This window comes from Streptacidiphilus sp. PB12-B1b (assembly GCF_014084125.1).
Lineage (GTDB): Bacteria > Actinomycetota > Actinomycetes > Streptomycetales > Streptomycetaceae > Streptacidiphilus.
In genome coordinates this window covers 4910883-4935188 of sequence record NZ_CP048405.1, presented here as the reverse complement: position 1 = coordinate 4935188, position 24306 = coordinate 4910883, and the positions used below count along the sequence as shown (strand labels likewise).

Here is a 24306-nt window from a genome sequence, read left to right as displayed (position 1 = left end):
GTCCTCACGCGGACGGTTGACGCGGACGGCCACCGTCGCGTTCGCCTCGTTCGCCTTGGTCGGGGCCTCGCTGGCCCTCGCCGGGACCTCCCAGGCCGACACACCCGCACCCCAGGCCAAGGTGCTGGCAGGCAGCCATCCCGACTGGGCCACCGCCACTGCCGACGCCGGGGTTGTCCCCGCCGCCACGCAGACCACGGCCACGGTCTACCTCGCGGGCCGCAACTCCGCCTCTCTGCAGCAGTACGCCACCGAGGTGTCCGAGCCGACCATCGACGGCCGGGCCAACCCCCTCTACGGCAAGTTCCTGACGGCCGCCCAGGCCAAGGCCGAGTACCTGGCCTCCCCGGCGCAGATCACGGCCGTACGGCAGTGGCTCACCGGCGCCGGGCTGCGGGTCACCGGCGCCACGGAGCACGAGATCACCGTCTCCGGCAGCACCGCGGCGATCACCCGGGCCTTCGGCACCCGGATCGACCAGTACCGGGTCGGCGGCAAGCTGGTCCACGCTCCCGCCTCCGACGTCGTCGTCCCGGCCGGGGTCTCCTCCGCCGTCCTCGGCGTGCTGGGCCTGAGCAGCACCACCCCGGCCGTCAAGCCGGACTACGTGCGCACCAACGCCTCGGCCGCCGGCACCGGCAGCAGGAGCGGCGGCGGGCTGCCCACCGTGGCGACCTGCTCGAACTACTGGGGCCAGCGGACCGCCACCGGTGCGCCCGCGGGCTACACCAAGACGACCGCCTTCGACCAGTGCTCGCTCGACCCGGCGCAGGAGCGCAAGGCGTACGGCATCAACGCCTCGCACCTGACCGGCAAGGGCGCCACCGTCGCCATCGTGGACGCCTACGCCTCCTCGACCATGCTGGCCGACGCCGACCAGTACGCGGTCAACCACGGCGACAAGCCGTTCAAGGCCGGGCAGTACTCCGAGGTCGTCGACCAGTCCGCCTGGAACAACCAGGACGCCTGCGGCGGCCCGGCCGGCTGGGCCCCGGAGGAGGCGCTGGACGTCGAGATGGTGCACGGGCTCGCCCCGGACGCCAACGTCGTCTACGTGGGTGCGAACTCCTGCACCGACACCGACCTGTTGGGCGCGATATCCGACGTGGTCGACAACCACCTCGCGGATGTCATCTCCAACTCGTGGGGTGAGATCATGCACACCACGGACGACCAGGACATCACCAGCACCGAGATCGCCGCCTTCACCCAGGTCTTCGAGCAGGCCGCGATCGAGGGCATCGGCATCAACTTCTCGGCCGGCGACTGCGGCGACTCCTCGCCGTTCGCCGCCGCGACCGGCACCAACTGCCAGTCGGACACCGCCTACGCGCAGGCCGACTGGCCGGACTCGTCGCCGTGGGTGACCTCGGTCGGCGGCACCGCGCTCGGGCTGGCGACCAAGTCCGGCGTGTACGGCTTCGAGACCGACATGGGCACGCTGCGCTCGGCGCTCTCGCCCGACGGCACCAGCTGGACGCCGTTCCCCGGCGCCTTCTACTTCGGCGGTGGCGGCGGCACCAGCCAGGACTTCGCCCAGCCCTGGTACCAGGCCGGCGTCGTCCCCAGCGCGCTGTCGCACACGCTGATGACCGGCGCCCACAGCGCCACCGCGCAGCGGGTGACCCCGGACGTGGCCATGAACGGCGACCTGTACACCTCGGTGCTGGTCGGCATCTCCGACGGCAGCCCGTACAGCGAGGCGGGGTACGGCGGCACCAGCGTCTCCTCGCCGTCGTTCGCGGCCGTCCAGGCCGACGCCATCCAGGCGCAGGGCCACCCGATCGGCTTCGCCAACCCGGAGATCTACGCCCGGTCCGGCCTGTTCACCGACGTGGTGGACCGGCAGGCCGAGCACACCACCACCCCGCTCAGCGCGGTCGCCGACTTCGGCCTGGTCAGCGGCTCGCTGCGGGTGCGCCTGGTCGCCTTCGGCCAGGACACCAGCCTGAACGCGGTCCACGGCTACGACGACGCGACCGGCGTGGGCACGCCGACGACGGCGTACCTGGACTCCTTCAAGAGCTGGTACGGCCGCTGGTAACAGCAGCCACCAAGGACCGGGGCCCGGCGGAGGACGTCCTCCGCCGGGCCCCGGCGCGTGTCACGGCCGCCGCCGACACGCTCACGCGGGTGCCTGGCCGCAGACGTCGGCGAGCGGGGGCGGGCGCGGGCGCAAGCAGTGGGGGAGGGGACCTGCGGCCGGGCGACGATCCCGGGGCAGAGCCCTCACCGAGGCCGGGCTGTCATGGAAGTGAGTCCCTCTCAGGAGTCACTTGAGCCCCAGCAGTCCCTCGGTTACGTTCATGCCACCGATCGGCGCCCACCAGGTGGGGGCCACCCGCAGGGGTGGCGCCCGCGTCGGATCGGCCCACGGGGTCCGGGCCCGGACCGCTCGTTCGACCATTCCCCAACCACCCAGGCGGCACGGCACGCGGAGCCCGGCAGGGCCCCCGCGCACCTCGCCGCACCCTCATGGGAGGGCTTTTCCTTGCACCCGCACCGACAACCGCCGAAGAGGTCCCGCAAGCTCAGGGGCCGCGGCCGGACCACCGCCGTGGCCTCCATATCCGCGGCCGCGCTGCTCGCCGCCGGCGTCGTCGCCTTCACCTCGGCCAACGCGGCGACCCACGCGGCCTCCCGCGCCGGAGCGTCGGCCTCGGCCGCGCACCACGACTACCGCAACGCCTGCCCGCCAGCGCCCGTGCACTACTCCTCCTGCAACGCCCTGGTGCGCACCGACGTCACACCGCAGACCGCCAGGGCGGGCGCCTCCCGGGCGGCGGCCGTCTCCGGCTACGGGCCCAGCCAGCTGCAGTCCGCCTACAACCTGGCATCGGCCGCCGCCTCCGGCGGCAGCGGGCAGACGGTCGCCGTGGTCGACGCCTTCGACGACCCGAACGCCGCCGGCGACCTCGCCGTCTACCGCAGCCAGTTCGGGCTCCCCGCCTGCACCACCGCCGACGGCTGCTTCCAGAAGGTCGGCCAGGACGGCCAGGCCGGCAGCCTGCCCTCGCCCGCCCCCGCCGACGACGACTGGACCGGCGAGGAATCCCTCGACCTGGACATGGTCTCCGCCACCTGCCCCAACTGCCGCATCCTGCTGGTCGAATCGGACTCCGCCAGCGACGCCGACCTGGGCACCGCGGTGAACACCGCCGTCAGCATGGGCGCCAAGTACGTCTCCAACAGCTACGGCGGCCCCGAATCGCCGCAGGACACCACCTTCGACACCGAGTACTACGACCACCCCGGCGTCGCCATCACGGCCTCCTCCGGCGACGGCGGCTTCGGCGTCGAGTACCCGGCCGCCTCGCAGTACGTGACCGCCGTCGGCGGCACCTCGCTCAGCACCGCGAACAACACGCGCGGCTGGACCGAGTCGGTCTGGTCCACCTCCTCCACCGAGGGCGCCGGCTCCGGCTGCTCGGCGGACGACGCCAAGCCCTCCTGGCAGACCGACACCGGCTGCTCCAAGCGCACCGTCGCCGACGTCTCCGCCGTCGCCGACCCGGCCACCGGCGTCGCCGTGTACGACACCTTCAACGGCAACGGCGGCTGGAACGTCTACGGCGGTACCTCGGCCGCCTCCCCGATCATCGCCTCGGTCTACGCCCTGGCCGGCGCCCCCGCCGCCGGATCGACCCCGGCCTCCTTCCCCTACGCCGACACGTCGGCCCTCAACGACGTCACCACCGGCGCCACCGCCTCCTGCTCCCCGAGCTACCTGTGCACCGCCGGGACCGGCTACGACGGCCCCACCGGCCTGGGCACGCCCGACGGCACCGCCGCCTTCACCCAGAACGGCGGCAGCGGAGGCGGCGGGACCGCGCCGGGCAGCAGCGTGACCGTCACCAATCCCGGCAGCCAGACCAGCACCGCGGGCACGGCGGTGTCGCTGCAGATCACCGCCGCCGACTCGGCCTCCGGACAGACCCTGGCCTACCGGGCGACCGGACTGCCCGCCGGACTGTCGATCAGCAGCACCGGCCTGATCTCCGGCACCCCCACCACGGCCGGTACCGCCCAGGCCACGGTCACCGCCACCGACGGCACCGGCGCCTCCGGCAGCACCTCCTTCCGCTGGACCGTCAACAGCCCCACCAGCGGCTGCGCCTCCGGCCAGCTGCTCGGCGACCCGGGCTTCGAGAGCGGCGCCAAGGCCGCCCCCTGGAAGGCCACGCCCGGCGTGATCAACAACCAGACCCGCTCCGAGCCCAGCCACGCCGGAGCCTGGGACGCCTGGCTGGACGGCTACGGCCAGGGCTACACCGACCGGCTGTCGCAGACCGTCACCATCCCGTCCGGCTGCTCCACGGCGACCCTCTCGTACTGGCTGCACGTGGACACCGCCAAGCGGACCAGGCAGGCCCAGGACACCCTCAAGGTCGAGGTGGCCGACGCCGCCGGTACCACCACCGTGGCCGCCTACTCCAACCGCGACGCCCGCAGCGGCTACCGGCACCTCTCGGTCGACCTGTCCGCGTGGTCCGGCAAGACCGTGACCCTCACCTTCGTGGGCGCCGAGAACAGCTCCCCGCAGCAGACCAGCTTCGTCCTGGACGACACCGCCCTGACCATCGGCTGACCCGGGTCACCCCCGGCTCAACCCCCGGGTTGACCAGGCGGTCAACCCGGGGGCCAACCCGGCGGCTGACGACCGGCCGCCGCTGCCCGGGCAGGCTGGTCCGCATGAACACCACCGACTACATCGTCAACGGCATCCTGGTCCTCCTCGTCATCCGGCAGATCCGCGGCGGACGCCTGGACCTGACCGGCCTGCTGCTGCCGGTCGTGCTGGTCGGCGCGACCGCCGCGTACTACCTGCGCTCCGTGCCCACCGCCGGGAACGACCTGGACCTGGAACTCGCCCTGGCCGGTGCGGGCGCGGTGCTCGGGATCGCCTGCGGGGCGACCACCCTGCTGACCCGGCGGCAGGACGGCGTCCACGCCCGGGCCGGGGTGCTCGCCGCCGTCCTGTGGGTGCTGGGCATGGCCACCCGGATGGGCTTCTCCTTCGCCTCCGACCACGGCGCGGGCGGCAGCATCGCCCACTTCAGCCGCACCCACCAGATCACCAGCTCCCAGGCGTGGGTGGCCGCCTTCGTGCTGATGGCACTCTCCGAGGCAGTGGCCCGCCTGCTGGCGATCCGACTCCGGGCCTGGCGGCTCTCCTCTTCCGGGGCCGTGGCCGAGGCCACCGCGTGAGCAGCGCCTCCGCGCAGACCTCCCCGAAGCCCTCCCCGCAGCCGGTCCCGGGCCTCCCCGGGCCGGCTGCTTCTATGCTGCACCGCATGAGCACCGAACGTCCGCAGCCCGCCGGGGCGGAGAGCCCCCGGATGGCCGAGGTCCGGCGGCGCGCCGCCGAGCGCCACACCCGCCAGGTCGCGCGCATGCACGAGATCCTCTGGATGGTGGTGGCGCTGACCGCCGCCTTCGCCTTCCGCTCCCACCCCCGCCCCGGACTGAGCGGCGAGCGGCTGGTGGTCAGCCTGGCCCTGGCCGGGTGCCTGCTGGCGCTGGTCCCCAGCGCCTGGGGCCGGGGACCACGCCGTTCGGTGACCACCACGGTCGTGCTCCCGGTGCTGCTGGGCGTCTTCGGCACGGCGCTGTCCGCGCTGCAGGCGAACTCGATGATGGAGATCCCGGTGTCCGCCGCGGTGGGGATGCTCTGCGCCCGGATGCCGCTGCGGCCGGCCCTGTGGTTGTCCGCGCCGCTGACCGTGGCCGTGGCGCTGGCCGCCGCCGGGGTCGGCTCGCACCGGGTCTCGGTGGAGGCCGGGCTGGCCTCGGTGCTGCTGTGCGTGGTCCTGGGCGCCTCCAGTGCCTTCGCCCGGCAGGCCCGGCTGGGCCAGGACCGCACCGAACTGCTGCTGGCCGAGCTGGAGGACTCCCGCGAGGCGGGGGCCCGGGCGGCCGCGGTCGCCGAACGCACCCGGATCGCGCAGGAGCTGCACGACGTGCTGGCCCAGTCACTGTCGGCGCTGGCCGTCCAGCTGGAGGGCGCACGCAAGCTGGCCGAGCGGGACCAGGTGGATCCGCAGTTGCAGCAACTGATCGTACGCGGCGGTGAGTTGACCCGGGAGGGGCTCTCCGACGCCCGGCAGGCGGTGGCCGCGCTGCGCGGCGACCGGCTGCCCACGGTGGACCAGCTCACCGCACTCATCGACCGCTGCCGCCGGGATCTGGCCCTGCCGATCACGCTGTCGGTCAGCGGCGAGCCGCGCACGCCGACCCCGGAGGCCGGACTGGCGCTGTACCGGGGTGCGCAGGAGGCGCTGACCAACGTGGCCCGCTACGCGGCCGGATCGCCCACCGCGGTGGCGCTGCGGTACACCGCCGGGGCCACCACCCTGACCGTCTCCGACCGGGGCACGGCGGCGGCCGGGGGAGCGGAGGCCGGGCATGTGGCGGCCGGGGGAGCGGGGGCGGCGACGATCACTCCGCCCGCCCGGTCGTGGACCGGCGGTGGCAACGGGCTGCGGGGCATGCGGGAGCGGATCGAGCGGGTCGGCGGCCGCATCCAGGCCGGGCCCACCGCCGAGGGCTGGACCGTGGAGATGGAGATACCGGCGTGAGCGACTCCCCGGCCCCGATCCGGGTGCTGGTCGTGGACGACCAGCGGGTGACCCGCGAGGGCCTGATGCTGCTGGTCGGCCTGAACGCCGGGATGGAGGTGGTGGGCGGCGGCGCCGACGGCGAGCAGGCGGTGGCGCTGGCCCGCGACCTGCGCGCGGACGTGGTGCTGATGGACCTGGCCATGCCCGGCACCGACGGCCTCACCGCGACCGCGACGCTCACCCGGGAGGACCCGGGCGTCGCGGTCCTGGTGCTGACCACCTACGCCGACGACGCCTCGGTCTTCCCGGCGCTGCGGGCCGGGGCCAGGGGCTACCTGACCAAGGACGCCGGGGCTGAGCAGATCGAGCAGGCGATCCGGGCAGTGCACGCCGGGCAGGTCTGGATGGACCCGGTGGTGCAGCAGCGGCTGGTGACCGCCGTCACCGCCGGCCTGCCCGCCCCGGCGGCTCCGGCCGAACCCGGGTCTGCCGCGCCGCCGGTGGCCCCGGGCACGCTGCCGGACGGGCTGAGCGCCCGCGAGGCGGAGGTGCTGACGCTGATCGCCCAGGGGCTCTCCAACGCCGAGATCGGCGAGCGGCTGTTCCTCGGGCGGGCCACCGTCAAGACCCACGTGAACCGGATCTTCGCCAAGACCGGCGCCCGGGACCGCGCCCAGGCGGTGCACTACGCCTTCCGCCACGGCCTGGCCGAATGACCCCTCCGGCGCGGCACTGACCTCCCGCGCAGCCGAGGCCCGCGCCCTGCCCTGAGCGGTGGGCCGTGACCGGCTCGTCCGTTCCCTGGAACGTTCCCTCGGGGCGAACGGTCGGCGAACATCCGTCGGTATCCGGCAACTTGTCTGGACAAGCGAATTCCCGGGACCTACGCTCCGGCTGGTCGGGCTCGAAGCCGCGGCCTCATCCACCCATCCCTGCGGTCCCTCGTGTGCGGAGGTCGCCTGTCATGCCCATGCTGTTCCCGCATCCCGATCGAACACCCCGCCGCATCCGTGGAATCGTCGTACCGGCCCTGGCAGTCGTGCTGGTCGGAGCCGGTTCCGTGGCCGTGGCGGCCACTACGGGGCACAGCAGCGCCGCCGCCCCGACGCCCGCGACCGCCGCCGTCGCCACCAGCGGCACGCTGTCGGTGGACCACGCCAGTGTGGTCCAGGGCGGGTCGGTGACGTTCAGCTATGCGACGCCTGCGGCGAAGGTGAATGCCGAGAACTGGATCGGGGTGTACGCAGATCCGGGCAATGGTCCGGTGAACCAGGTGTATGTGGGTGCGTCGACGTCCTGGCAGTACGCGGCCTCGGCCAGTGGCACGGTGTCGTTCAGCACGTCCGCGCTGGCGCCGGGCAGTTATGTCGCGTACTACCTGTACGACAACGGCTACACCTGGCTGGCGCAGCCGGTCGACTTCACTGTCACCGCCGCACCGCCGGTGACACCGCCCGCCTACCACGCCGAGTTCGGCTCCGGCACGCTCAACTCGCCCAGCGGCGTGGCCCTGGACGCCTCCGGGAACGTCTGGGTCAGCGACACCGGCAACAACCGGGTGGTGGAGTTCTCCGCGAGCGGCGCCGACATCGGCGGCTTCACCCCCTCCGGCAGCTACGCCCTCAACGGGCCCACGGCGATCGCCGTCAACGCCGCCGGTGACGTCTACGTGGCCGACACCGGCGACAACCGGGTCGTCGAATACACCTCCGCCGGAGCCGAGTTGGCCGTCTTCGGGACGGCCGGCGGCAGCGGCGAGCTGAACGCGCCGTCCGGGGTGGCGGTCAACGCCTCCGGGCAGGTGCTGGTCAGCGACACCGGCGACAACCGGGTGGTGGAGTTCGCCGCGAGCGGCGGCTACGCGTCCTCCTTCAACGCCAAGATGGGCTCGCCGACCGGGATCACCGTCGACGGGTCGGGCGACATCTGGGTGGCCAACTCCGGCCTGGCGGACGCCGGTCCGGACGCGGTGATGGAGTACAGCGCGTCCGGCACCTGGCTGGCCACCCTCGGCACCGGCGAGACCAGCGTGCGCGGCGGCCTGTCCGACCCCTCGGACGTGGCCCTGGACGCCTCCGGCCACGCCTTCGTGGCCGACCCCGACTACGGCTGGGTCGAGGAGTTCGACACCAGCGGCCCCTACCTGGACGAGTTCGGCGAGACGCAGCCCGGCCTGCTCTCCACCCCGCAGGCCCTGGCCGTCAACGGCGCGGGCGACGTGTTCGTGACCGACACCGGCGACAACCAGATCGTCGAGTTCGCCCCCGGCGGCTGACGCCGCCCGGCAGCTGACCGCCGCCCGGCCGCCGGACCTTCCGGCACGACACCACCGACCCCCCCGTCCTGTCCTCGGAGGACCGTCATGACCGACCTCACCCGCCGCCGGCTGCTCGGCACGGCCGGGGCCGCCGCGCTCGCCTCGCTGGCACTGCCGCCCAGCCTGACCCGGGCGCTGGCCGCCGCCGCGGCCGACCCGCAGGCCGCGGGCAGCCTCGCCGACGTCCAGCACGTGGTGATCCTGATGCAGGAGAACCGCTCCTTCGACGAGTACTTCGGCACCCTGCCCGGGGTGCGCGGCTTCGCCGACCCCGACGCCCTCACCCTGTCCACCGGCAACTCGGTCTTCCACCAGCCCGACGCCACCCACACCGACGGCTACCTGCTGCCGTTCCACCTGGACACCACGACCACCAGCGCGCAGGCCACCCCCGGGCTGGACCACAGCTGGACCACCCAGCACGAGGCGTGGAACAACGGCGCGATGGACCAGTGGGTGTCCGCCAAGGGCCAGATGGCCATGGGCTACTACACCGCCGAGGACATCCCCTTCCACACCGCGCTGGCCCAGGCGTTCACCGTCTGCGACAACTACTTCTGCTCCATGCTCGGCCCGACCAACCCCAACCGCCTCTACATGTGGTCCGGCACGGTCGACCCCGGCGGCACCGGGGGCGGGCCGATCACCGACGACAGCCCCGCCTACAACAATCCGATCCTGAGCTGGACGACCTACCCCGAGCGGCTGCAGGCGGCCGGCATCAGCTGGCGGGTCTACCAGGAGTACGACAACTACGACGACAACGCGCTGGCCTGGTTCAAGCAGTACGCCAACGCCCCGGCCGGCTCGCCGCTGCACCAGAACGCCATGGTCAAGCGCCCGGCCGGCTGGTTCGAGGAGGACGCGCGGAACGACCGGCTGCCGCAGGTGTCCTGGCTGGTGGCGCCCTCCGCCCAGTGCGAGCACCCCAACTGGATGCCCGCCGCGGGCGCCGAGTACATCGCCTCCAAGTTGGAGGCCATCGCCTCCAACCCGGAGGTGTGGGCCAAGACCCTGTTCATCCTCACCTACGACGAGAACGACGGCTACTTCGACCACGTCCCGCCGCCCACGCCGCCGGCCGGCACCGCGGGCGAGTTCGTCGACGGCGTGCCGATCGGCGCGGGCTTCCGGGTGCCGACCATCATGGTCTCGCCCTGGACGGCGGGCGGATACGTCTACTCCGAGCCGCTGGACCACACCTCGCTGATCCGGCTGCTGGAGACCGTCTTCGGGGTGGCCGAGCCCAACATCAGCGCCTGGCGCCGGCAGACCTTCGGCGACATGACCGGCGCCCTCAACCTCGGTGCCACGGTCGCGCCGTTCCCCTCCGACACCCAGCTGGGCGTGGCCGCGGCCGCCGCCTCCCTGGTCACCGCCCAGCAGGAGGTCGCCGCCAACCCGGCCCCGCAGGTCCCCACCGGCGCCCAGACCATGCCCACCCAGTAGCGCCCGCCGCACCCGTCCGCCCGGCTGGTCAGAAGATGGACCAGCCGGTGAGGGTGGTCAGGGTGTCGAGGGCGGTGATCCCGGCGGTGGAGTTGCCGTGCCCGTCCAGCGCGGGGCCCCAGGTGCAGATGGTGCAGCGGCCGGGGATGACGGCGATGATCCCGCCGCCCACGCCGCTCTTGGCGGGCAGGCCCACCCGGTGGGCGAACTCCCCGGCGGCGTCGTAGGTGCCGCCGATCAGCATGACGGCGTTGACGCGCTTGGCCTCGCTGCGGGTGAGCAGCCGGCCGGTGTCCGCGCGCAGCCCGTGCCGGGCCAGGAAGCCCGAGGCCAGGGCGAGGTCGCGGCAGTCCATGGCGAGCGAGCACTGCCAGAAGTAGTGCTCCAGGACGTCGTTGACGGGGTTGTCGAGCCTGCCGTGGTCGGCCAGCAGGTGGGCCAGCGCGGCGTTGCGGTGGCCGTGCAGGCTCTCGCAGGTGGCGACCGTCGCGTCGAAGTCGACGCCGGGGTTGCCGCTCTCGGCTCGCAGGAACTCCCGCAGGGCGCCCCGGGCGTCGCCGGTCAGGGTCAGCAGCCGGTCGGTGACCACCAGCGCCCCGGCGTTGACGAACGGGTTGCGCGGGATGCCGTGCTCACGCTCCAGCTGGGCCAGCGAGTTGAAGGGCGCCCCGGAGGGCTCCTTGCCGACCCGGGACCAGAGCGCCTCGCCGTCGGCGGCCAGCACCAGGGCCAGGGTGAAGACCTTGGACAGCGACTGGATGGAGAACGGCACCCGCCAGTCCCCGGTGCCCCGGGGCGCCCGTCGGCCGTCGGCGTCGGCGATGGCCAGCCCGAACCGGCCCGGGTCCACCGCGGCCAGGGCCGGGATGTACTGCGCCACCCGCCCGCCGACGAGATCGGGCCCGACCGCCCGGGTGATGTGCTCGAACAGGTCGTGGTCGTTCACGGCACCCCCCGCCAGGCAGGACGCCATTGTCATGCCCGGAACCAGGATGCGTCCGCCGCCCCTCCGAAGGAAGACCCGGGAAGGGGGCAGAACGCGGTATGGTCACGGTGAGAGATCGTGCAGGAACGGAAAGTGACGAGTACCGGATGGTGGAGCAGCTCTTCCAAATCGAGGACCCGCCGGGCTCCCGCGGGCCGGAGCCGCAGGCGGTGTTCGCGCCCGTCCGGGTCAAGTGCATGGGGCGCACCTACCGAGCCGTCGAGGCCGACGGCGCGCTCTGCATCAGCGACATCACCGACATCACCCGCCCGGTGCTGCTGGGTCGGGCCAGCGCGGACGGCGCCGGGGGCTGGGAGGTGTGCAGCACCCGGGGCCGCTGCTTCTCCTGCCCGCCGGACCTGCTGCACGCCGTCGCCGCCCTGCGCCGCGACCTCTGGCCGCCCCGCGACCCGCACTGAACGCGCGTCCGGGCCGGCCCGCGCGGTGGCGGGCCGGCCCGGACACGGGGATCAGGCCAGGTCGAACCGGTCCAGGTTCATCACCTTGTCCCACGCCTCCACGAAGGCGTTCACGAACTTCTCCTTGGCGTCGTCGCTCGCGTACACCTCCGCCAGCGCGCGCAGCTCGGAGTTGGAGCCGAAGACCAGGTCGGCGCGGCTGCCGGTCCACTTCAGCTCGCCCGAGGCGTCGCGGCCCTCGAAGGTGGTGGCGTCCTCGGAGGTCGCCTTCCAGGTCGTGCCCAGGTCCAGCAGGTTGACGAAGAAGTCGTTGCTGAGGGTGCCGGTGCTGTCGGTGAACGAGCTCAGCGGCGACTGCTGGTCGCCCACGCCCAGCACCCGCAGGCCGCCGAGCAGGACGGTCATCTCCGGGGCGCTGAGGGTGAGCAGGTTGGCCCGGTCGACCAGCAGGTACTCGGCCGGCAGCCGGGTGCCCTTGCCCAGGTAGTTGCGGAAGCCGTCGGCGACGGGCTCCAGCGCGGCGAACGACTCCACGTCGGTCTGCTCCTGCGTGGCGTCCGCGCGGCCCGGGGTGAACGGCACCTGGACGTCGAAGCCGCCGTCCTTGGCGGCCTTCTCGACCCCGGCGGCGCCGGCCAGCACGATCAGGTCGGCGAGCGAGATCTGCTTGCCGCCGGTCTGCGCCGCGTTGAAGGACTCCTGGACGCCCTCCAGGGTGCGCAGCACGGTCGCCAGCTGGTCGGGCTCGTTGACGGCCCAGCCGCGCTGCGGCTCCAGGCGGATGCGCGCGCCGTTGGCGCCGCCGCGCTTGTCGCTGCCGCGGAAGGACGAGGCCGAGGCCCAGGCGGTGGAGACCAGCTGCGGGACGGTCAGGCCGGAGGCCAGGATCTGGCTCTTGAGCGCGGCAATGTCCGCGGCGTCCACCAGCGGGTGCGTCACGGCCGGGAGCGGGTCCTGCCACAGCAGGGTCTCGCTCGGGACCTCCGGGCCGAGGTAGCGCGCGACCGGGCCCATGTCGCGGTGGGTCAGCTTGAACCAGGCCCGGGCGAAGGCGTCCGCCAGCTGGTCCGGGTTCTCCAGGAAGCGCCGGGAGATGGCCTCGTACGCCGGGTCGACGCGCAGCGCCAGGTCGGTGGTGAGCATGGTCGGCGCGTGGGTCTTCGAACCGTCGTGGGCGTCGGGGACGGTGCCCGCGCCGCCGTTGTCCTTGGGACGCCACTGGTTGGCCCCGGCCGGGCTCTTGAACAGCTCCCACTCGTAGCCGAACAGGATCTCGAAGAAGCTGTTGTCCCAGGCGGTGGGGGTGTTGGTCCAGATGCCCTCGAGGCCGCTGGTGATCGCGTCGCCGCCCTTGCCGGTGCCGAAGCTGCTGCGCCAGCCCAGGCCCTGCTGCTCGAGCGGCGCGGCCTCGGTGTCGTCGCCGACGCTGTCGGCCGGGCCGGCGCCGTGGGTCTTGCCGAAGGTGTGGCCGCCGGCGATCAGGGCGACCGTCTCCTCGTCGTTCATCGCCATCCGGCGGAAGGTCTCACGGATGTCGCGGGCCGCGGCCAGCGGGTCCGGGTTGCCGTTCGGGCCCTCGGGGTTGACGTAGATCAGGCCCATCTGGACCGCGCCGAGCGGGGTCTCCAGCTCGCGGTCGCCGGTGTAGCGCTCGTCGTCCAGCCAGGTGGTCTCCGGGCCCCAGTAGACGTCCTCGTCGGGCTCCCACACGTCGGCGCGGCCGCCGGCGAAGCCGAAGGTGGTGAAGCCCATGGACTCCAGGGCGACATTGCCGGTGAGGATCATCAGGTCGGCCCAGGAGATGCTCTGGCCGTACTTCTTCTTGACCGGCCACAGCAGCCGGCGGGCCTTGTCCAGGTTCACGTTGTCCGGCCAGCTGTTGAGCGGGGCGAAGCGCTGCTGCCCGGCTCCGGCGCCGCCGCGGCCGTCGCTGATGCGGTAGGTGCCGGCGCTGTGCCAGGCCATCCGGATCATCAGCGGGCCGTAGTTGCCGAAGTCGGCCGGCCACCAGTCCTGCGAGTCGGTGAGGACCGCGGCGATGTCCCGCTTCACGGCGGCCAGGTCCAGTCCGGTGAACGCCGCGGCGTAGTCGAAGTCCTCGCCGAGCGGGTTGGCCACGGCGGGGTTCTTGGCAAGGATCTTCAGGTTCAGCCGCTCCGGCCACCACTGGCGGTTTCCGCCGCCCTGGGTCGGGTGCAGGGCGCGCCCGTGGGCGACCGGGCAACCGCCCCCGCCCTCCTCCTTGGCGTCGGTGACGATGGCATCGTGGTTGTCGGTCATGGGAATCCTTCCGGAGTGGGCGGATCGCTGTGCTCAGTACGGGGGCGGAAAAAAATCAGGAGTACGGCCTGACCTGATCCTACGATGGACAGAGTCCAAGTCAAGAAAGACACCAGAGTCATATGCGATCAGAAGCCGGACAACCCTTGGTACTGTCGGCATCCCCCGACCTGGAACAGGTGAACCCCTATGAGTGACCTGCTGGAGCGGCTGCGCGGGCGCGGCTGGCGGATGACCTCCCAGCGGCGTGTCGTGGCGGAGGTCCTGGACGGCGACCACGTGCACCTGACCGCCGACGAGGTGCACGCCCGCGCGGCGCAGCGGCTGCCGGAGATCTCCCGGGCGACCGTCTACAGCACCCTGCGCGAACTGGTCTCCCTCAGCGAGGTCATGGAGGTGTCCACCGACGGCCGCGCCAAGCGCTACGACCCCAACGCCCACCGCCCGCACCAGCACCTGGTGTGCTCCGCCTGCGGCACCATCCGCGACGTCCACCCGACCGGGGATCCGCTGGCCGGCCTCCCGGCGGGGGAGCGGTTCGGCTTCGCCGTCTCCGCGGTCGAGGTCACCTACCGGGGGCTGTGCCCGTCCTGCGCCTAGCCCGGCGCCCCGCGCCCGCGCTGCCTAGCCGGACGTCTTGGCGTCGCCGGGCGTGACCGGAGGGGTGACGGCCGGGGACTGCGGCGCCGGGCCTATCGCGGCCGGGCCGGGCGCCCCGGAGACGGCGGTGACCGGGCGGGTGGAGAGCTGGTACCGGTGCGGGCCGGAGTCCAGCGCGCGGCCGGAGCCGGGCGAGCGCTGTATCGCCAGGTGGACGAACGGCTGTGTCTCGGCGTCGAGTTGGCGCGCCAGCAGGGCCGCGGTGCGGACCAGCTCGTCCGGGGTCGCCTGGCCGGGGACGCCCACGGTCAGCCGCATCCGGTTGGTCTGCGGGGGCAGCCCGCGCACGGTGGCGTCGGGCGTCTGGTGCGCGGCGCGCAGCCACAGGCCGCTCTGCACGACCTCCAGCAGCAGCCCGCCGCCGAACTCGAACACGCCCGGCTGGTCGCCGACCGGGGTCAGCCCGGGGAAGGGCTCCCGGAAGGACACCACCTCCGGCTCCGGGCCGGTGCCCGCCGGCCAGGGCCAGTAGGCCATCTCGGTGGCGAACGGCTTCCAGGCCGGGCGGCCGGTCGGGTCGTGCAGCACGACGGCGTTGGTGTCGCCGGGCGGCTGCGAGGGCAGCCCGCTGGTGATGACCACGCGTCGGCCGAGCCGGTCGGCCAGCAACTGCCCGAGCGGTATCTCGGACGCCGGGCTGTAGGAGACCAGCCGCACCGCGGGGGCGAAGTCCAGCCACGGCAGCCGGTGCAGCAGCTCGCGGAACTCCCGCTCCGGCAGCCAGGGTTCGCCGGGCGCGCCGAGGACGACGGTCAGCGTCTCGGGCAGGGTGGGCAGGTCGAACAGCGGCTTGGCCAGCCACTGGCCGGTGAGCGACTCGGCGGCGCGGCGGTGGATCCACAGTCCGGCCGGGATGGGTTCGGCCATGCCGACCGGCCCGGTGAACCAGCGGCGGGAAGGCAGGTGCTCCTCCCAGCGCGGGGCCGGGTAGCGCGGGCCGCCGGGCACCGGCTCGGTGCCGGCCCGGAAGGACAGCCAGGCCCCGGTCTGGCCGTCGGTGCGGCTGTCGCGGACGACGAAGACCGAACGGCCGCCGTTGGCAGGGGCGATGAAGCCGTCCGGCGCCACCACCTCGGTGAGGAGCCGTCCCGCCAGCCACTCGGCCCGGGGCAGCGGGTGCCCGCTGCCGGCCCCGGGGATGACCAGCCGCACCGGGCCCTTTCCCTGGAGCAGATCGGCGAGTTGGGACCAGAACGCCTGGGCGTCGCGCTCGTTGGGGGCGTCGGCGACCACGACGAAGCGGCCGGGCTCGCCCGGGAGCGACTCCGCGAGCCGCGTCAGCGCCCGGCTCGGGCCGTGCTCGGGGCAGAACAGCAGCGTCGCACCGGCCAGCACACCGTAAAAGGACACGCCTCATCCACCCCCCGACTTCTCTGCCACCGTCCGGAGATTACCAGTTCAGCCCGGGCACCGGCCGGTCGGCAGGGGCCGAACGGCCAAGCTTTCGGGCAGGGTTGCCGCTGCCGGGGTCGGCCGGGCCGCCGGTTCCGCCCGCGGTGGCGGCCTTGAGCTCGTCCAGCGCCTCCCGCAGGACCCGGGTCAGCTCCGGCGGTTCGGCCTCCGTGATCCAGCGCCTGAAGCCGATCTTGAAGACCGCGATCCCGGCCTCGGCGGTCAGCCCGGCGGCCGGTTCGGCGACCCCGCGCTGCCGCAGCGCCTCCGCCAACGCGGCGGACAGGGAGGCGAATTTGATCAGCTCGCGCTCTTGGAGCTCCGAGTTGGCGGCGATGACGACCTGCCGCTGCCGGGCGTGCTCGCGCTTGCCCTCGAACAGCGCGCCCACGGCGTCCAGGGCCCCGGCCATGGCGTCGATCGGCGCCGTCCCGGTCGGCGCGGCGGCGACGGCGTCCACGAAGAACTGCTGCAGCTGGGCCGCCCCGGAGAACAGCACCTCGCGCTTGTCGGCGTAGTGCCGGAAGAAGGTGCGCTCGGTGAGCCCGGCGCGCCGGGCGATGCCCGCCACCGTCGTCTGCTCGTACCCGTGCTCGACATAGAGCTCCATTGCCGCCTGCTCCAGCCTGCCGCGCGCGTCCGGCTCCCATCGACCCATGCCCTGATGGTACGTGATGACAGCAGCTGACATCGAGGCGTACGCTGATGACAGCAACTGACATCGGAGGTTCTTCCCATGCGTGTTTTTGTTACCGGTGCGTCCGGCTGGATCGGCTCCGCCCTCGTCCCCGAACTGATCGGCGCGGGCCACCAGGTCGTCGGGCTGGCCCGCTCGGACGCCTCGGCCGCCGCGCTCACCGCGGCCGGGGCCGAGGCGCTGCACGGCTCCCTGGACGACCTCGACCTGCTGCGGCAGGCGGCGGCCGGGTCGGACGGCGTGATCCACCTCGCCTTCAAGCACGAGCTCGCCTTCTCCGGCGACTTCCAGGGCGCCGCCGGCGCCGACCGCCGCGCCGTCGAGACCTTCGGCGAGGCGCTGGCCGGATCGGACCGGCCGTTCGTCCTCGCCTCCGGCCTGCTGGGGCTGGCGCCCGGGCGGGTCGCCACCGAGGCCGACGGCCTCACTGCGGACGCCGGCTCCTCGGCCGAATCCGGCCTGGAGATCCGGAAGGCCACCGCGCGGCTGGTGCTCGGCCTGGCTTCCCAGGGCATCCGCTCGTCCGTGCTGCGGCTCCCGCCGACCGTCCACGGCGACGGGGACAACGGCTTCATGGCGGCCGTGGTCGCCGCCGCCCGCGAGCGGGGCGCCTCCGGCCACGTCGGCGACGGCTCCAACCGCTGGCCCGCGGTGCACCGGTCCGACGCCGCACGGCTGTTCCGGCTGGCGCTGGAGAGCGCCCCGGCCGGCTCCGCCCTGCACGCCGTCGACGACCAGGGCGTGCCGCTGCGCGACGTCGCCGAGGTGATCGGACGCCACCTCGGCCTGCCCGTGGTGGCCGTCCCGCCCGAGCAGGCGGTCGAGCACTTCGGCTGGGTCGGGGCCTTCCTCGGGATCGACAGCCCGGCCTCGAGCGAGGCCACCCGCGCGCTGCTCGACTGGAAGCCGACCGGCCCCGGCCTGCTGGACGACCTCGACCAGGGCCACTACGTCACCGACGCCCGGACGGTCTGACCGCGCCGCAGCATCCGGCCGCGACCGTCAGGCCGACTGGAGCCCCACGGCGGTGAGGAACAGTGCGAGCGCCGCGACCGCCGCCGCGGTGCGCAAGGTGTCCAGCCGCTCCCAGCTGCGCAGGGTCGCCCGCCAGTCCGCGGGCGGCGCGTCGGCCTGCCAGCCGTCCAGGATGGCCGAGTTGATCGGCACGGTGCCGGTGAAGGTGGCCAGTGTCCACACCAGTACGGCGGCCATCGCCGCGCACTGGGCGGCGAAGCCGCTGCCGCCGCCGTTCCACACCGTGACGGCGGCCCCGGTCAGCGCCGTCGGCAGGTAGACCGAGGGCACGACCAGCCGCAGCGAGCGGATCAGGGCCTGGCGCAGCACGATCGACGGCTGCTGCTCCAGGATGCCGATGGCCGGGCGGAGGCCGAAGCGGACCGCGAACTCCGCACCGGCCAGCAGCCCGGCGAAGAACAGATTGAGCAACTCCAGAGCGCGCACGGCATGCCTTCCCGTCATATGTACTGCTACTAGAAATTTACCGTAGCAGAAATAATCGGGGCGGGCGGTCGGCTGCCGCCCGGCCGTCCGGTGCGCGGACGCCGCCGGGCCGCGGCACCTGCTGGTGCCGCGGCCCGGGAACGCGGTGGTGACGGGGCTCGGCGCCCCGGCGGTGTCAGTCCGTGCCGGACTCGATCGCCGCCTGGTCCAACGCGTCGGTGTCGACGCCCTCGACCTCCTGCGCGCCGTTGTCGGCGATGGCCTCGGCGCCGCCCGGGGGCAGCTCGCCGATCAGCCCGCCCCAGGCCGCGAGCCGGCCGTGGGCCGCGTACTGCTCCAGCTTGCTGCGGGAGTCCGCGATGTCCAGGTTGCGCATGGTCAGCTGGCCGATGCGGTCCTCCGGGACGAACGCCGCGTTCTGGCTGCGCTCCATGGAGAGCTTCTCCGGGTGGTAGCTCAGGTGCGGGCCCTGGGTGTCGATCACCGAGTAGTCCTGGCCCCGGCGCAGCCGCACCGTGACGCTGCCGGTGACCGGGAAGCCCACCCACCGCTGCAGACCCTCACGGAGCATCAGCGCCTGCGGGTCGAACCAGCGCCCCTCGTACAGCAGGCGTCCGAGCCGGCGGCCGTCGGTGTGGTACATGGCGACGGTGTCCTCGTTGTGGATGGCGTTGAGCAGCCGCTCGTACGCCACGTGCAGCAGCGCCATGCCCGGGGCCTCGTAGACGCCGCGGCTCTTGGCCTCGATGATGCGGTTCTCGATCTGGTCGGACATGCCGAGCCCGTGCCGCCCGCCGACGAGGTTGGCCTCGTGCACGAGTTCGACCGGGGAGGCGAAGCTGCGCCCGTTGATCCGCACCGGGCGGCCCTGCTCGAACTCGACCGTGACGTCCTCCGCCGGGATGTCGACCTGCGGATCCCAGAAGGCGACGCCCATGATCGGGGAGACGATCTCCAGCGAGGTGTCCAGGTACTCCAGCCGCTTGGCCTCGTGCGTCGCCCCCCAGATGTTGGCGTCCGTGGAGTACGCCTTCTCGGCGGAGTCGCGGTAGGGCAGATCGCGCCCGGCCAGCCACTGCGACATCTCGTGCCGCCCGCCCAGCTCGGCCACGAACGCCTGGTCCAGCCAGGGCTTGTAGATCCGCAGGTCGGGATTGGCCAGCAGGCCGTAGCGGTAGAACCGCTCGATGTCGTTGCCCTTGTAGGTGGAGCCGTCGCCCCAGATGGAGACGCCGTCCTCCTGCATCGCCCGCACCAGCAGGGTGCCGACCACCGCGCGGCCCAGCGGGGTGGTGTTGAAGTAGACCTGCCCGGCCGAGCGGATGTGGAACGCGCCGCAGGCCAGCGCCGCCAGGCCCTCCTCGACCAGGGCCTCGCGGCAGTCCACCAGCCGCGCCTTCTCCGCGCCGTACGCGAGGCCGCGCTTGGGCACGTCGGACAGGTCCGGCTCGTCGTACTGGCCGATGTCGGCCGTGTAGGCGTAGGGCACGGCGCCGCCCTCGCGCATCCAGGCGACCGCGACCGATGTGTCCAGACCGCCGGAGAACGCGATCCCGATGCGCTCGCCGACCGGAAGTTCTTTCAAGACCTTCGACATGGTCTGCATGGTAGCGGCGAAACCGGGGTACACCCCGGCGTTGTCCACGGGCCGGTTTCGGCCTGTCGGAGCACCGGGGGAGCGGTGTCGGCCCCGGCCGCCGGGCGGGCCGCGCCGCGCGTGATCCGATCCCGGACCGCTCCGCCCGGCGGGGCGCGGGTACAAGGGCGCCTTGTGCCCATGCAAGGCGGCACCCCCTACAGCCGTGCGCCGCGGGCGCGCAGGGTGGAGTCATGCCCCACACACTGCGCACCGCCCCCCGCCCCGCCCTCCTGCCCGAGCCGAAGCCCGCCACCGTCCCTGCCTCGGCCCCTGCCCCGGCGGCCGCTGCCCCGGCCGCCCCCGCGCAGGCGGGCCGGGGTCTGCTGCGGGATCTGCAGCAGCCCGGCCAGGTGTTCGCCGCCCTCACCCCCAACTGGTACGCCTCGGTGATGGGCACCGGCATCGTCGCCGTGGCGGCGGCCTCCCTGCCCGTGCAGTTCCCCGGGCTGCGGGCGGCGGCCACCGCGGTGTGGGGCCTGGCGGCGTTCCTGCTGGTGGCCCTGACCGCCGCCACCGCCGTGCACTGGATCCGCCACCGCGCCACCGCGCGCGGCCATGCCTCCGACCCGGTCATGGCCCACTTCTACGGGGCCCCGCCGATGGCGATGCTCACCGTGGGCGCGGGCGCCCTGCTCCTCGGCCGCGACGTCATCGGCCTGCGTGCGGCCGTCGACGTCGACTGGGTGCTGTGGTTCGCCGGTACCGCCACCGGGCTGCTGTGCGCCGTCGCCGTGCCCTACCTCGCCTTCACCCGCCATGACCTGCGCCCCGACAGCGCCTTCGGCGGCTGGCTGATGCCGGTCGTCCCGCCCATGGTCTCCGCCTCCACCGGCGCCCTGCTGATCCCCCACGCCCCGGCCGGGCAGGCCCGGTTGAGCCTGCTGCTCTGCTGCTACGCCATGTTCGGGCTCAGCCTGCTGGCGTCCGTCGTCGTCATCACCCTGGTCTGGCAGCGGCTCGCCCTGCACGGGACCGGCCCGGCCCGCATGGTGCCGACCCTGTGGATCGTCCTCGGCCCGCTCGGCCAGTCGGTCACCGCCGCCAACCTGCTGGGCGGCGTCGCCCACCTGGCCCTGCCCGCGCCGTACTCGACCGCGCTGCAGGCGTTCGGCGTCGTCTACGGCGTACCGGTCTGGGGCTTCGCGCTGCTGTGGGCCTGCCTGGCCGCCGCGATCACGCTGCGCACCGCCCGCGCCGGGCTGCCGTTCTCGCTCACCTGGTGGTCGTTCACCTTCCCGGTCGGCACGGTGGTCACCGGCACCAGCGGGCTCGCCCTGCACACCGGCGCAGAGATGTTCCGGATCGCCGCTGCCGTCCTGTACGCCGGACTGGTCCTGGCCTGGCTGCTGGTGGCCGCCCGCACCGCCCACGGCAGCCTGCGCGGACGGCTGTTCCTCCCCGCTGACCAGCAGCAGGCCCTCGACGGGGCCGCAGCCGCCCGCCGCTGACCGACCAGGGCCCCGCCTGGCCTGAAGCCGCCCGGCCCGTAGCCGCCCGGCCCGCCCGCGCCGGGCGCTACGTCCAGGGCAGTCGGGAGCGGTACGCCCAGTAGTCCTCGGCGGTCTCCGCCAGTACGGCCAGCCGGTCCAGCTCGCCGGGGCCCAGGCGCAGCTCCGCCGCACCGAGGTTGCTGTCCAACTGCCCGACGTCGGCCGCGCCCGACAGGACCACGTCCGCCCACGGCCGGGCCGCCACCGAGGCCAGCGCCACGGCGTCGCAGGACGCCCCGAGCGCGGCCGCCGTCTCGCGCAGGGCGGCGGTGTCCGGGCCGGTGGCGTTGCGCCCGGCCAGCCGGCCGTTGGCCATCCCCTCCTTGACGATCACCGTGCACCCCGCCGCGTGGGCCTCGGCCAGCGCCGGACCGGCGGACGGCTCCAGCAGGTTGTACGTCGCCTGCACGCTCCGGAACAGCGGCGCGCCGTCCACGGTGACCGCCAGCGCGGCGCGGATCGCCTCCGCCTGCGCGGGCCCGCTGGACGAGAAGCCGACCGTGACACCCTCGTCCGCGAGCCCCGCCAGCCGCCGGTGCAGGGCGGTGTCGGTCAGCGCCGGGCTGTCCGGGGTGAGCGAGTGGATCTGGTACGCGTCGAGCCGGGAGCCGAGCAGCGCGCGGGTCTCCGCCCACTGGCGGTCGAAGGTGCCCGCGCTGTGGTCCTTGACCTCGTGCACCTCGGCGTCGGTCCGCCACCCGGCCGTGTAGGTGTACCCCCACTTGCTGCCCACCACCGCGTCCCCGGCCCCGGGGCGTTCGCGCAGCCACGAGGCCAGGAACTCCTCGGCGCGGCCGTACGAACGCGCGACGTCGAAGTACCGCACGCCCTGCGCCCAGGCGGCGTCCAGCAGTTGGTGCGTGCGCTCGCGCAGCGCCTCGACCGTCCGCTCGGCGGGCAGGTCCTCGCCCCGCCCCAGCGTGATGTAGCCGGGACGCGCCACCGCGGCCAGCCCCAGCCCGAACCGCACAGCACCCAGGCCGCCGGCCTGCAGGCGTTCCAGCGACACGTAACAGAACCCTTCACGATCCGGCCGACCCCCTTCGCACGGGGAGGCCCGAGTCTACGTCGTGCCCCGGCGCCGGAGCCGCCGCGGACCGGTGCCAACTGTGACCCGATGGAGACAGCGCCGAGACAGCTCACGCGCTACCGTCCTCTCGATACGGGGGGATGTGCCATGGAATGGACGGTCTCCGGATACACGCATATCCGGGAATTGGGGTCGGGTGCCAGCGGGCGTGTCGTGCTGGCGCTGCACGAGGCGACGGGGACGCCGGTCGCGGTCAAGTACCTGAGCGAGGAACTGCACGCCGACGCCGAGTTCCTGACGGACTTCCGGGCGGAGGCGCGGCTGCTGGGCGACTTGGACTCGGGGCACGTGGTGCGCCTGTACGAGTACGTCGAGGGTCCGGCGGGCGCGGCCATCGTGATGGAGCTGGTCGACGGGATCGCGCTGCGCGCCCTGCTGCGGCAGGCCGGCGCGACCGGTCCGGAGGCGGCGCTGGTGGTCCTCAAGGGCTCGCTGCTGGGGCTGGCGGCGGCGCACCGGCTGGGCGTGGTCCACCGCGACTACAAGCCGGAGAACGTCCTGGTCGCGGCGGACGGCTCGTCCAAGCTGGTGGACTTCGGCATCGCCGTGCACCGGGGCGAGGAGGGCGGCATCGCCGGGACGCCGCCGTACATGGCCCCCGAGCAGTGGACCGGCGCCCCGGCCTCGCCCGCCGCCGACGTCTACGCGGCCACGGCCACCTTCTACGAGTGCCTCACCGGCTCGCGCCCCTTCCCGGGCACGACCTTCGCCGAACTGCTGGTGCAGCACACCACCGCGCCCATCCCGGTCGAGGACACCCCGGACAGTGTCCGGCCGCTGATCCTGCGCGGGCTGGCCAAGGAGGCCGGGGAGCGGCCGGACAGCGCCGAGGCGTTCGTCGCCGAGCTGGAGGCGGTGGCCGGGGCGGCGTACGGGCCCGAGTGGGAGACCCGGGGACGCCGTGACCTGGCCGCGCTGGCACTGCTGCTGCCGCTGCTGTTCCCCTCCGCCGGGGGCGGCACACCCACGGCCGACACCGCCGTGGCCACTACCGAGCTGGGCCCGCCGTCGCCGCCCGCCGGGCCGCCGACCGGGCCGCGCGTACGGCTGCGGAGCCTGCCACGCAAGGTGGTGCTGGTGGGCGTCGGCGGCCTGGTGCTGCTGGGCGCGCTGGGCGGGGTGGCTGTCGCGGGCTCCGGCAGCAGCGGGCACACCCTGGTCACCGGCGGCGCGGCGCCGCAGGCCGTCACCTCGCTCTCGGCGACGCCGTCGGCCGGGGGTGCGAGCGACCCGGCGACGCCCTCCGGTTCGGCGTCGGCTTCGGCGTCGGCCTCGGCGTCCGCGTCCGCGTCCGCTTCGGCGTCGGCCTCGGCGTCCGCGTCGACCTCCGCCTCGGTCTCGGCGAGCGCCTCCAGCAGCGCGGGCAGCAGCGCGACACCGACCAGCAGCGTGACGCCGACCGTGACGCCCTCGGCCCCGCCGAGCAGCACCCCGCCGCCGACGTACCTCACCGTGCCCTCGGTGCTGAACGACTCCGTCGGCCTGGCCGAGCGGCTGCTGTACGACGCCGGATTCCCGAGGGACACCATCTCGGTGAACGCCACCGCCTGCACCGGGCCCGGCGGCGTGTTCGCGCAGAACCCCGGGGGCGGCAGCCGGGTGGTGGCCGGCACCAGGATCAGCCTGTCGGCGATGGCGAGCGACTGCTACGCGTACCCGGACGAGCGCGGCGCCGACCCGACCAGGGCCGCGGAGGCGCTGCGCGCCGACGGCTTCACTGACGTGACCATCACGCCGACCTGCCCGTACGGCTACTACGAGGTGGAGACGCAGAGCCCCGCGCCGGCCGGGCAGTACCTGCTGGGCACCACGCCGATCACGCTCGGCGCGCCGTGCATCCTCGGTTGACCGGCCCGTCCGCCGCTCC

Annotated in this window: 18 protein-coding genes and 1 pseudogene; 12 read left to right on the top strand and 7 right to left on the bottom strand. The window is 73.8% G+C overall.

All coding sequences use genetic code 11. The annotated features are described in order from the left end of the window. Positions 1–16: 16 nt before the first annotated feature. The 7 genes from GXW83_RS21805 (at position 17) to GXW83_RS21775 (ending at position 10326) form a co-directional block, all read left to right on the top strand. Positions 17–2044 carry a protease pro-enzyme activation domain-containing protein gene (locus GXW83_RS21805; RefSeq protein WP_182444694.1) on the top strand — a complete coding sequence of 676 codons (2028 nt, stop codon included), beginning with the start codon at positions 17–19 and terminating at the stop codon, positions 2042–2044. Positions 2045–2557: 513 nt separating this feature from the next. Continuing rightward, positions 2558–4588, top strand: a complete 2031-nt coding sequence (locus GXW83_RS34325; RefSeq protein WP_225447163.1) for a putative Ig domain-containing protein — start codon at positions 2558–2560, stop codon at positions 4586–4588. 104 nt (positions 4589–4692) lie between these two features. Continuing rightward, positions 4693–5208 carry a hypothetical protein gene (locus GXW83_RS21795; RefSeq protein WP_182444693.1) on the top strand — a complete coding sequence of 172 codons (516 nt, stop codon included), beginning with the start codon at positions 4693–4695 and terminating at the stop codon, positions 5206–5208. A gap of 86 nt (positions 5209–5294) precedes the next feature. Beyond that, the gene (locus GXW83_RS35120) at positions 5295–6578 is read left to right on the top strand and encodes a sensor histidine kinase (RefSeq protein WP_304940969.1); all 1284 of its coding nucleotides are present in this window, start codon (positions 5295–5297) and stop codon (positions 6576–6578) included. Then, a complete protein-coding gene (locus GXW83_RS21785; RefSeq protein ID WP_182444692.1) occupies positions 6575–7276 on the top strand; it encodes a response regulator transcription factor in 702 nt (233 codons plus the stop codon). The genes GXW83_RS35120 and GXW83_RS21785 overlap by 4 nt, the downstream gene beginning before the upstream one ends. A gap of 248 nt (positions 7277–7524) precedes the next feature. Further along, positions 7525–8835 (top strand): NHL repeat-containing protein, encoded by a 1311-nt coding sequence (locus GXW83_RS21780; protein WP_182444691.1) that lies wholly within the window; start codon positions 7525–7527, stop codon positions 8833–8835. A gap of 87 nt (positions 8836–8922) precedes the next feature. After that, a complete protein-coding gene (locus GXW83_RS21775) occupies positions 8923–10326 on the top strand; it encodes an alkaline phosphatase family protein (RefSeq protein WP_182444690.1) in 1404 nt (467 codons plus the stop codon). Between the two features lie 28 nt (positions 10327–10354). Here GXW83_RS21775 and GXW83_RS21770 read toward each other — a convergent pair whose 3' ends face one another. After that, complete coding sequence (locus GXW83_RS21770; protein ID WP_370466748.1) at positions 10355–11272, bottom strand: glutaminase; 918 nt, start codon at positions 11270–11272, stop codon at positions 10355–10357. Between the two features lie 146 nt (positions 11273–11418). Between GXW83_RS21770 and GXW83_RS21765 the strand changes: the two genes are divergently transcribed. Then, positions 11419–11730 (top strand): hypothetical protein, encoded by a 312-nt coding sequence (locus tag GXW83_RS21765; protein ID WP_182444689.1) that lies wholly within the window; start codon positions 11419–11421, stop codon positions 11728–11730. Positions 11731–11781: 51 nt separating this feature from the next. On the opposite strand, the gene katG is transcribed toward GXW83_RS21765, so the two are convergent. Further along, positions 11782–14010 (bottom strand): catalase/peroxidase HPI, encoded by a 2229-nt coding sequence (gene katG / locus GXW83_RS21760; protein WP_182444688.1) that lies wholly within the window; start codon positions 14008–14010, stop codon positions 11782–11784. Positions 14011–14199: 189 nt separating this feature from the next. Here katG and GXW83_RS21755 point away from each other — a divergent pair, with 189 nt between their 5' ends. Continuing rightward, complete coding sequence (locus tag GXW83_RS21755) at positions 14200–14610, top strand: Fur family transcriptional regulator (protein WP_182444687.1); 411 nt, start codon at positions 14200–14202, stop codon at positions 14608–14610. Positions 14611–14634: 24 nt separating this feature from the next. Here GXW83_RS21755 and GXW83_RS21750 read toward each other — a convergent pair whose 3' ends face one another. Then, complete coding sequence (locus GXW83_RS21750) at positions 14635–16020, bottom strand: hypothetical protein (RefSeq protein WP_182444686.1); 1386 nt, start codon at positions 16018–16020, stop codon at positions 14635–14637. 136 nt (positions 16021–16156) lie between these two features. Continuing rightward, a pseudogene (locus GXW83_RS21745) lies at positions 16157–16720 on the bottom strand (TetR/AcrR family transcriptional regulator); the annotation flags it as partial. A gap of 78 nt (positions 16721–16798) precedes the next feature. Here GXW83_RS21745 and GXW83_RS21740 point away from each other — a divergent pair. Further along, a complete protein-coding gene (locus GXW83_RS21740; protein WP_182444684.1) occupies positions 16799–17734 on the top strand; it encodes an SDR family oxidoreductase in 936 nt (311 codons plus the stop codon). 27 nt (positions 17735–17761) lie between these two features. Here the strand turns inward: GXW83_RS21740 and GXW83_RS21735 are convergent, their stop codons facing one another. Continuing rightward, on the bottom strand, positions 17762–18238 hold the full coding sequence (locus GXW83_RS21735) for an anthrone oxygenase family protein (protein WP_182444683.1): 477 nt from the start codon (positions 18236–18238) through the stop codon (positions 17762–17764). A 157-nt stretch (positions 18239–18395) separates the two neighbouring features. Then, positions 18396–19817 carry an argininosuccinate synthase gene (gene argG, locus GXW83_RS21730; protein ID WP_182444682.1) on the bottom strand — a complete coding sequence of 474 codons (1422 nt, stop codon included), beginning with the start codon at positions 19815–19817 and terminating at the stop codon, positions 18396–18398. Between the two features lie 233 nt (positions 19818–20050). Between argG and GXW83_RS21725 the strand changes: the two genes are divergently transcribed. After that, positions 20051–21307, top strand: a complete 1257-nt coding sequence (locus GXW83_RS21725) for a TDT family transporter (protein WP_182444681.1) — start codon at positions 20051–20053, stop codon at positions 21305–21307. Positions 21308–21374: 67 nt separating this feature from the next. Here the strand turns inward: GXW83_RS21725 and GXW83_RS21720 are convergent, their stop codons facing one another. Beyond that, positions 21375–22358 (bottom strand): aldo/keto reductase, encoded by a 984-nt coding sequence (locus GXW83_RS21720; protein WP_182444680.1) that lies wholly within the window; start codon positions 22356–22358, stop codon positions 21375–21377. Positions 22359–22526: 168 nt separating this feature from the next. Here GXW83_RS21720 and GXW83_RS21715 point away from each other — a divergent pair, with 168 nt between their 5' ends. Beyond that, positions 22527–24287 (top strand): serine/threonine-protein kinase, encoded by a 1761-nt coding sequence (locus GXW83_RS21715; RefSeq protein WP_182444679.1) that lies wholly within the window; start codon positions 22527–22529, stop codon positions 24285–24287. Positions 24288–24306: the final 19 nt, after the last annotated feature.